Here is a 10,000-nt window from a genome sequence, read left to right on the forward strand (position 1 = left end):
TTATCTTCAAATATTTGCTGCGCCAGCTGCTGAAATTCAAGGCTGAGTTGTTGTTTGCTGTTTTGCAACAAGGCTTGTTGCTCGGCAAAATGCTGCTGCTTTTCTTTTAAACTGATTTGCAACGCGCTGTGTTCGCGCTGCAGCTGCATATAATCCTGCTGCTGGCTCTGGTACTGCTGTTTTAACTCAGCCCAGAGTTCTGACACCTGCTGATACTGGCTTTGGCTACGGGCAAGCTCTGCAGCGTATTTCTGCTGCTGGTAACTTAAGTCTTTAAAGTCGTCCTGTGCTTGCTGTAACTGCTGCTGAATCTGCAACAGTTGTTGCTGAGCCTGCCCGCACTGTTGTGCCAGTAACTGATGGCTGGTGTGCAGTGCTGAAAGATCGTGCTGCGCCTTTAGTGCCTGGCGACGCCAATACCATAAACCCCACCCACAGCTGACTAAAACCAGAGTAAAAAAGCCAGCGAAGATAAATAAAAATTCTGGGGTCATGGTCCTCTCTGCATCAAATCTTTTAGCGGCTTGGATTGCCTATGGCGCATTTGTTTTCGACACAAGCACTGACAGGCGCTAGCAGCATCTGACAAGTAGACATTAAGCCAAGCTTCTCATTTTGCTGCTTTTTTAGCTTTTGGTAACGATCGTTGGTGTAGCTTAACATTTTTTCGTCTGTGTGCAGTGTAGAGTAGATCAAATACTGCTCTGGCCCACCGCAGGGTCTGGAACCCACTCCTACGACTTTGCATTGGCTGTCTTCAGTACAGTCTTTATTTTCTGTCAGACGCTCCAGTCGCAGTTGCAACTGACGGGTATCTAATTGTAGCTGCGCCAACGGACCATCTAATTGAGTGGCCAACTTATCTTTTTGGGTTGGAACAGTTGCACAGCCGCTCAGAGATAAAAGCAACACTGCTACAGTTAACGATTTATTCATTTTTATCTCCAAAAAATTTTGCTTGGCTAAAGGGCTACGAAGCGCACGACGGCTTATGAGTAGCTTATCTTAGAGATTGAAATCGAAGCGAACAATAGAATTAGCGAGGAAATTTGTAAGCAATTTATTAACTTGAGTAAAGATGGAACTGGAGTCAGGACACATTGTCTGTTGCAATTATTGTCCTGACCCTTGGGGTATTAAATTTTGGCTTCCAGTTCTGGCAGGATAGCGAACAAATCGCCAACCAAACCATAATCAGCCACCTGGAAAATTGGCGCTTCAGGATCTTTATTGATGGCCACTATCACTTTAGAGTCTTTCATACCGGCTAAGTGCTGGATGGCACCAGAGATGCCGACGGCAATATAGAGATCCGGAGCTACAATTTTACCTGTTTGGCCAACTTGCATATCGTTTGGCACAAAACCCGCGTCTACTGCAGCGCGTGAAGCACCAATAGCAGCGTTCAGCTTGTCGGCTATACCGTTTAATAGCGCAAAGTTTTCGCCATTTTGCATACCACGGCCGCCAGATATGATCACGCGGGCTGCAGTCAATTCCGGACGTTCAGATTTTGTCAGCTCTTCGCTGACAAAAGCAGATATACCGGCATCCCTGCTGTAACTAAGGCTTTCTATAGGGGCGTTATTGCCTGTCTCAACTGCATCAAAAGCAGCTGATCGAACAGTAAGTACCTTGATTACATCGCTTGTTCTCACTGTCGCAATTGCATTACCTGCGTATACAGGACGTACAAAAGTATCTGCGCCTTCAACAGCTATCACATCTGAAATCTGGGCAACATCCAACAACGCAGCAACCCGTGGCAAAAAGTTTTTGCCGTTTGTGGTGGCGCTGGCTACTACATGCTGGTAGTCCCTGGCTAAATCCGTCACCAACAGGCTGATATTTTCCGCTAACTGATGTTGATAAACTGCTGCATCGGCGTGCAATACTTTAGTCACTCCCTGCAAAGTCGCAGCTTCTGCAGCAACAGTTGCAGAATTAAAACCTGCGACCAACAGATGAATATCACCACCAATCTTACTTGCGGCTTTAACTGCCTTATGAGTGTCAGGCTTCAGGTTCTGATTATTGTGTTCGGCTATTACTAAAATGCTCATCAGATCACCTTCGCTTCTTGTTTTAATTTGGCTACTAACTCGTCTACTGAGCTTACTATTACACCTGCCTGACGCGAGGCCGGTGCTGTGACTTTTAGTGTTGTTACATTAGAACTCAGGTTCACACCGTAGCTGTCTGCAGTTTTTACGTCTAAAGGCTTTTTCTTTGCCTTCATGATGTTTGGTAATGAAGCATAACGCGGTTCATTTAAACGTAGATCAGTTGATACCACAGCAGGTAAAGTCAGTTCTACTTGTTGTAAGCCACCGTCTATTTCGCGGGTAACTTTTACTTTGCCATCAGCGATTAACACTTTTGAAGCAAAAGTGCCCTGACCCATGCCAGTTAATGCAGCCAGCATTTGACCTGTCTGGTTATTATCTGAGTCTATGGCTTGTTTACCCAAAATCACCAGCTGTGGTTGCTCTTCAGCTACGACCTTGCTTAATAACTTCGCTACTTGCAGCGAATCTAAACTTAACTCGGTGTCAATCTGTAAAGCACGATCAGCACCCAAAGCCATAGCGGTACGTAATTGTTCCTGCACTGCAGCGGGACCAATAGAGACAACAACAACCTCAGTCGCAACGCCCGCCTCTTTTAACCGAACAGCTTCTTCTACTGCAATTTCACAAAACGGGTTTAAAGCCATTTTTACATTAGCTAAATCTACACCGCTCTGATCGGCCTTTACCCGCACTTTGACGTTGTAATCTATGACCCGTTTTATCGGTACTAAAATCTTCATAAAAACCCCATTCGGCCGTTATACTTAGCCCTAAGTTGACGTTCAGGTAAAGCTGATTCTTTCCAGGTCATCAATCTACTTACTGTTGACGTTAACGTCAACCTGAAATACCCTAGCAAACAGCGGAAGAATGAAAATTTATGTCAAGATAAACATCCATTAGCAGAACAAGGCTAACGCCAGACAAAAAAGATGGATAAGTTGAGGTTGTTGTGGTTGAACGTGAGTCGATGGAATTTGATGTAGTGATAGTTGGTGCTGGTCCGGCAGGTCTGTCGACTGCCATCCGCTTAGCTCAGCAAGCCAAAACAGCAGGCACGGATCTTAGTGTCTGCGTGGTAGAGAAAGGCTCTGAGGTGGGCGCCCATATTTTGTCGGGCGCGGTGTTCGAGCCACGCGCCTTAAACGAATTATTTCCGGATTGGCAAAAAATGAACGCCCCCGTAACCGCAGCTGTTACGCATGACCATATTTATTTACTGAAAGACGAAAACTCCGCGCAAAAATTGCCAAACTTCCTGGTGCCTAAGACTATGCACAACGAAGGCAATTACATAGTGTCCATGGGAAATCTATGCCGTTGGTTGGCTGCACAGGCAGAACAACTGGGTGTTGAAATTTTCCCGGGTTTTACCGCCGCAGAATTACTGATAGAAGATGATGTGGTGAAAGGCGTAATTACAGGTGAAATGGGTGTAGCCCATGACGGTAGCCACAAAGATAGTTACGTCCCTGCCATGGAACTCAAAGGGAAATACACAGTGTTTGCCGAAGGCTGTCGTGGCCATTTGGGCAAAGCATTGATCGCTCGTTTTCAGTTGGACCAAGGACGCTCACCTCAGCACTATGCGCTGGGTTTCAAAGAAATTTGGGACATTCCGGCAGAGCAACATCAACAAGGTTTAGTGGTTCACAGTGCAGGTTGGCCTTTGCAGCAAGACACCAGTGGTGGCGGGTATTTGTATCATGCTGAAGGCCAACAGATTGTGGTAGGCCTGATTGTTGATTTGAACTACAGCAATCCGCACTTGAGTCCTTTTGAAGAGTTTCAGCGCTACAAGCAGCATCCAGTGATTAAACAGTACCTGCAAGGTGGCAAAAGAGTATCTTATGGTGCCCGCGCTATAGCAAAAGGTGGCTTAAACAGCCTGCCTAAAATGACTTTCCCCGGAGGTGTAATGGTAGGCTGTGATGCCGGCACGCTGAATTTTGCCAAAATTAAAGGCAACCACACTGCGATGAAATCTGGCATGTTAGCTGCTGAAACCATCTTTGCAGCCTTATTACAAGATAAGGCCGGCACTGACCTGACTGAATATGCGGATCATTTTGAGCAAAGCTGGTTGTTTGACGAGTTGTTCAGAAGTCGTAATTTTGGCCCGGCAATGCACAAGTTTGGCTCATTCTGGGGCGGCGCCTTTAATACCCTGGACCAGAACATCTTCGCTGGTAAACTGCCCTTCACGTTAAAAGATGACACTGTTGACCATCTGATGTTGAAACCGGCGGCTGAAGCCAAAAAAATTCAGTACAGCAAACCAGACAATCAACTTAGTTTTGACCGTTTGTCTTCAGTTTACTTATCTAATACCAACCATGAAGAAGATCAGCCCTGCCATTTAAAACTGGCCGATGCCTCTATTCCTATTGCAGTGAACTTAGCCTTGTACGATGAGCCCGCGCAGCGTTACTGCCCTGCTGGCGTGTATGAAATAGTACAAGAAAATGACCAGCCAAGACTGCAAATCAACGCTCAGAACTGTATTCACTGCAAGACCTGCGATATTAAAGACCCACGCCAGAATATCACCTGGGTCACGCCGGAAGGTGCAGGTGGTCCAAATTATCCAAATATGTAAGATCAGGGGGAGATGGGATCAGAAGCAAAAAACTAAAATCGACAGCTTCTGATCCCATTTGTTTTGATATAACAGTGGCGTTTTTTAGTTTTATTTTTCTGATTATCAAAAAGTTCAATTCTCTTCGATGATTTTGCTGTACTGTTCTCATTGCCAATTGTAATAATAGACAGCTAAGTCTATGTTTATGACTCAGATCGAGAGTAGCTCAGAACAATAAAAACAGCTTGGAAGGTTATCCATGAGTACAAAAGTGATAAAAAGCGGCGCCGGTAAAGACGACGTTAATTTAACAGTGCGTCCATTCTCCGCGACTGAAACTGAAGCTGACCTGAATTTTGGCTCTGGCCGCTACATGTATTTCACTGAACGCGACCTGAGCCGGATCCTGTCCAATCTGGATGCTTTGCGAAATAGTGTTTTCCCTATCGCGCCCTCAGATGTTGAAGACGTCAGCAGACGCCAGCAGCAGTTTCCTTCTGTGTGTTTAATTGGTTTAGGACGCTGTGGTTCCAATATTGCGCTGGACGTGGCGTCTCTTGTCTATAACGCCCGCAGTTTCTATATGAATGAATTTAATATCGAAGAGCGCCAGCAGAAAGAAACTGAATATCGTCCTGTTCGCTGGATCAAAAAAGGGTTGAATCTGGACAAATCACATCAGGTAAAACCAGTATTTTTGATTGAGCCTTTGGTGATGCTGGGCGACTTGGATAAAGATATTGAAGGTCGCATCCGCTTCTCGCACACTGGCGAAAAATCCAACTTTTTGCAAGATTACAACAAGATGAAAATTATGGACCTATCAGAAGTCCATGCTGGCGGTGCGGGTAACGCGCCAATTCTGGGTCAGTATCTGGCCAAAATCATCTTGAATAAAGACACACAAAAGTTCTCTAATCCTGACTGGAAGTTTATCCACTCTTATCTGATTGATTCCTGTGGTATCAAAGCCAACCAATCCCGTTTGTACTTTTATATTTTCAGTGCTGGTGGTGGTACAGGTTCTGGTATGGCATCTGAATTTGGTTTAGCTCAGCAATATGCTTACATGGCGAAAACCTTTGATACCAGACCTGAACTGGAAAACGAAGCGAACGCGGGTCACTCCTTTGTGTTTGAACCTATTTTCACCAGCGGTATTTGTATTCTGCCCAATATTACCGATCATGGCGTGGAGATGTCAGAAGCCCTGCACATCAACTCAGGTCGCTTATTGTGTAAATATCTGGCTGAAGAGTGGGATTTTTCATACAACCTGGAAAACGAAGACAGTCCAGAATCCAGTGTGATGCATCGCATTCGCCCATGGAATGCCATGATGCTGATTTCTAATGACATCATGCGTTACGCTGAAGAAACAGACGATGGTGAAATCCAGCATATCGATGTAAATGCGATGGAAAAATATGCTAACCAGTATATTTCTCAGCAGATTTTCAACATTTTAACAGCACAGGCTGTCACCACAGACTACGACGAAAATTACTTCCGCCGTGCCGGTATCGACATTGGTGAGACCATTAGGTTAGACGCCAACGACTTGTTTATGAGTCTGGCAGGCCCTGTGGCTGTGGCTTATGCAGAATCGGTGATCCCTAGTACACCTGCTGCTGTTGATAAGTTGAAGCTTTTTGATAAGAACAGCAACAGTGGTTTAAACATAGACGATCTGTTTTTCCGCTCTATCGACCTGCCCCACTTCAATAAAGTCACGCAAGCCATTGAGGGCATCAGTTTATTACCTATAGAGTCCGGTCGTTACCGTGAAGCTTTAGCTTCTTATGTAAAAAGTGGCTACGATCCAAAAGACTTAAAAGACCTGCACTTCTTTAAAAACTGCTCGTCTGTGGTTTCGATCATTTCGTTACCAAAAGACTACAAACTGTCTTACATGGATTTAAATCGCCTGAAAAGCCATTTAAACACCTTGTTCCCAAATACTACATTAAAACGTTATGCTCTGGTTATTGGCGCTTCAGCCAACATTTCACTGACCACTTTGATTGTAAAGAGTCCGTGTTTAAGTGATGATTTCCTGACGTTAATTGTGTCCTTTATCAAACGCTGTTTTGCCAAGGATGACTATCGTTTTAATGATGCACTGGACAAAGCCATGCTGGACTTTATCCGCGATGAACAATTTGACGAACAACGCCTCGACGATATGCTGCATGAGTTTGAGAACCCGGCAAAAATTCTGGACACCAACTGGTATGCCATCAAACCTATGTATGAGAAGAAATACCGTGAACTGATCCGTAATAAGGACAAATTTGTCTCTATTAACGATATACGGTTATCCCGCGACAGTGTGAAAAAATCTATTCATTATTTACGCGAAATTTATCGTCATAAGATCAGTAAAACCAAGGTTATTTCACTGAATAATCTGTCAGACAAGCAGTCTGAAAAAGCGACCAAAGCGGATCCCGCCGCGGACAAAGCCTAAAACTGAAGGCCTCCGCAGTGCGGGGGCTTTTTTTATGTAGAAACAACCCTGTCCTTTTAGCCTGCAAATTTTCCTATGGAGTCTCTGATGAAATCCTCTGTATCTTCGCTGCTTACCAGCTTACTTTTATGTACTTTTGTTGCACAAGCAGCGCCTCATGACAATATGAACGCTACCTTGTGGTACCAAACCTCTGCAGAATTTAAAGCCAGCGCCATACAAACCTACCAGACCGCTGCTTTACAGTTACCCCATGCGATCGCAGACAAAAGCTGGACCGCCTTACCAAACCAGACCTCCGGTTATCAGGACTTGCCTGTGGCCATTATTGTCGATATTGACGAGACCATTCTGGACAACTCCCCAACAGCAGCGCAAGGCGTGTTGTTAAACGTTGGTTATGATCCAAAACGTTGGGATCAATGGGTCGCGATGGCCGCAGCTAAAGCCGTACCAGGCGCAGTCGCCTTTGTGAACAAAGCCGAAGCCGCAGGTGTAAAAGTTCTGTATATCAGCAACAGGGAATGCGAAAAGCGTGGCGACAACGCTGAACCTTGCCCACAAAAAGCCGATACGCTGCGTAATTTAAAAGCCGTAGGTATTAAAAAGGTGGACGCTTCGCAAATCTGGCTAAAGTCAGAACAAAAGAACTGGAGCAGTGAAAAGGAAAGCCGTCGCCTGCTTGCAGCCAAAGATTTCCGTATAGTAATGTCTATTGGCGATGACTTTGGTGATTTCCTGCCTGACGTGAAGAAAAACATCACGCCTGAACAGCGCTCTGCTCTGGTGGACAAATACCAGGACTACTGGGGCGCTAAATGGTTTGTGTTGGCCAACCCAACTTATGGTTCATGGCAAACCATTTTAAAACAACCCAACAGTCAGTATTTACAGTCAGTGCCTGCAGCACAATAGTCACTGCAATAACAAAGGGCCATCAGGCCCTTTGTTATTGCGCCTGTTAAGGCAAGGCTTTACCTCGGGCTGCAACATAAAGCGCATACCAATGTTCGCGGCTCAGGTTTACCGACAAGGCTTTTTGACAAGCAACAATACGAGCTGGTGAAGTGGTACCTATCACCGGCTGAATTCCAGCTGGGTGTTTCAGTAAAAAAGCCAGTACTATGGCCTCGGCACTGGTTTGATAGTCGGCAGCTAGTTGTGCCACTAATGCAGAAGTGGCCTGCTGGGCTGCGGTTTCAGGCGCACGGCCGCCGCTAAACAAGCCCTGAGCCAGACTGCCCCAGGCTTGCAGCTGCACCTTATGCAACTGACAGTATTCCACAGTACCATAGCTGTAATGATGAGCAGCACCTTCCGGCATGGCAGTCATCACGTTTTGTTCCAGCCAGTTTAAGTCGTTCAGGCTCATTTGCAGCTGATTAGCGACCAATGGTTCAGGCAATGCTGACTGCAGCAATTGCAATTGTGGCCAACCAAAATTCGACACCCCAAAAGCTTTGACTTTGCCTTGTTGCTTCAGCTCTGCAAAGGCGTCGGCCACTTCATCAACCCACATCAGTTGATCGGGTCTGTGCAACAACAGAATATCTATGTAGTCGGTTTGCAGTCGTTTTAACGACTGATGCACACAATCCAGAATATAGCTTTTACTAAAATCATAACGCCCTACTGAAGTTGCATCGGAAAAACGTATAGCGCATTTGGTTTGCAGTATTAATTGCTCACGTAAACCTGAATGTGCCGCCAGGTAGTCGCCAAACACAGCTTCAGCTTTACCACGACAATAGATATCGGCGTGGTCAAAAAAACGAAAGCCAGCGTCCAGAGCTGCATCTATGGCGGTATAAGATGAATCTCGTTGTTCTTTGCTAGTGGTGGGTTGATCCCAACGGCCGCCCAATCCCATGCAACCATAAACTAAGGCATCGGCTTTGGGGAAATAGTGCTGAATAGGTAACATCAGTGGTCCCTTTTTAATAGTGAGTGGCAAGTTTACCTGATCTGCTCCTGTTGCCAATAGTGCAGGATTTTTCTGGACTAAAATAAACAGCAGCCTTGCCCATGATGCATTGAGCACCTAAACTAACGTCCTTTTTCAACTGCCGGGTGTGGTGCTTTGGAACAAACTACGTTGTTTCGTTTAAATAAATTTATCAGTGATACAGGTTTTTGTTCGCGCCGTGAAGCAGACAAGCTGATTGAACAAGGCCTGGTGACGGTCAATGGTGTAGTGGGTACTTTAGGCACCAAAGTGATGGAGCAGGACCAGGTACTGGTTCAGGGCAAACCACTGAAAGCCAAGCCCCGCCGGGTGTATCTGGCCTATCACAAAGCTGTAGGTATTACCTGTACCACAGAGTTGGATGTCAAAGGCAACATCATTGACGCCATAGGTTATCCGGAGCGGATTTTTCCAATAGGCCGTCTGGACAAAGAATCTGAGGGGTTGATTTTCCTGACGAACGACGGTGATATCGTCAATAAAATTCTGCGTGCCGGCAATGAACACGAAAAAGAATACGTGGTTACCGTCGACAAACCTATCACAGAACATTTTTTACGTAAAATGAGCTCAGGCGTGCCGATCCTTGAGACCATTACTTTGCCTTGTCAGGTGAAACAAATTTCCCGCCAAACCTTTAATATTGTGCTGACTCAGGGCCTGAATCGCCAGATCCGCCGTATGACGGAGTTTTTAGGTTTTAATGTCACCAAACTCAAGCGGGTTCGTATTATGAATGTGCGTCTGGCCGAGTTAAAAGTAGGTCAGTACCGCGAACTGACTCAAAGCGAAATGGCTGATCTCGAGGGCAAGTTATTAAGTTCCAGCAAGACTGAAGAAGCTTCGGTTTTAACAACGCCAAAAGCCAAAACATCGCCAAGACGTCACGGATGAATAAACAGCTGCGCTGG

At 45.6% G+C, this 10,000-nt stretch carries 8 protein-coding genes and 1 pseudogene; 4 read left to right on the forward strand and 5 right to left on the reverse strand.

Going from position 1 to position 10,000, the window contains the following annotated elements:
- The 4 genes and pseudogenes from LDL40_RS17010 to LDL40_RS17025 all read right to left on the reverse strand — a co-directional run.
- A pseudogene (locus LDL40_RS17010) lies at positions 1-494 on the reverse strand (DNA recombination protein RmuC); the annotation flags it as partial.
- Between the two features lie 22 nt (positions 495-516).
- Positions 517-936: a hypothetical protein gene (locus LDL40_RS17015; protein ID WP_300996647.1), complete on the reverse strand. Its 420-nt coding sequence runs from the start codon at positions 934-936 to the stop codon at positions 517-519.
- A 200-nt stretch (positions 937-1,136) separates the two neighbouring features.
- Positions 1,137-2,063: an electron transfer flavoprotein subunit alpha/FixB family protein gene (locus tag LDL40_RS17020; protein WP_300996648.1), complete on the reverse strand. Its 927-nt coding sequence runs from the start codon at positions 2,061-2,063 to the stop codon at positions 1,137-1,139.
- On the reverse strand, positions 2,063-2,812 hold the full coding sequence (locus LDL40_RS17025) for an electron transfer flavoprotein subunit beta/FixA family protein (protein ID WP_300996649.1): 750 nt from the start codon (positions 2,810-2,812) through the stop codon (positions 2,063-2,065). Before LDL40_RS17025 ends, LDL40_RS17020 begins: the two co-directional genes overlap by 1 nt.
- 230 nt (positions 2,813-3,042) lie before the next feature.
- On the opposite strand from LDL40_RS17025, the gene LDL40_RS17030 reads away from it, so the two are divergent.
- The 3 genes from LDL40_RS17030 to LDL40_RS17040 all read left to right on the forward strand — a co-directional run bounded on the left by LDL40_RS17030 (position 3,043) and on the right by LDL40_RS17040 (position 8,038).
- Positions 3,043-4,671, forward strand: a complete 1,629-nt coding sequence (locus LDL40_RS17030) for an electron transfer flavoprotein-ubiquinone oxidoreductase (protein WP_300996653.1) — start codon at positions 3,043-3,045, stop codon at positions 4,669-4,671.
- Between the two features lie 355 nt (positions 4,672-5,026).
- Entirely contained in the window at positions 5,027-7,123 is a 2,097-nt protein-coding gene (locus tag LDL40_RS17035) for a hypothetical protein (protein ID WP_300996655.1), read from the forward strand.
- Between the two features lie 87 nt (positions 7,124-7,210).
- Positions 7,211-8,038: a 5'-nucleotidase, lipoprotein e(P4) family gene (locus tag LDL40_RS17040; protein ID WP_300996650.1), complete on the forward strand. Its 828-nt coding sequence runs from the start codon at positions 7,211-7,213 to the stop codon at positions 8,036-8,038.
- Positions 8,039-8,084: 46 nt separating this feature from the next.
- Here the strand turns inward: LDL40_RS17040 and LDL40_RS17045 are convergent, their stop codons facing one another.
- Positions 8,085-9,047: an aldo/keto reductase family oxidoreductase gene (locus LDL40_RS17045; protein WP_300996651.1), complete on the reverse strand. Its 963-nt coding sequence runs from the start codon at positions 9,045-9,047 to the stop codon at positions 8,085-8,087.
- Between the two features lie 156 nt (positions 9,048-9,203).
- Here LDL40_RS17045 and LDL40_RS17050 point away from each other — a divergent pair, with 156 nt between their 5' ends.
- Positions 9,204-9,983 (forward strand): pseudouridine synthase, encoded by a 780-nt coding sequence (locus LDL40_RS17050; protein WP_300996652.1) that lies wholly within the window; start codon positions 9,204-9,206, stop codon positions 9,981-9,983.
- The last annotated feature ends 17 nt before the right edge of the window (positions 9,984-10,000 follow it).

This window comes from Rheinheimera sp. (assembly GCF_020217005.1).
Classification (GTDB): Bacteria; Pseudomonadota; Gammaproteobacteria; order Enterobacterales; family Alteromonadaceae; genus Pararheinheimera.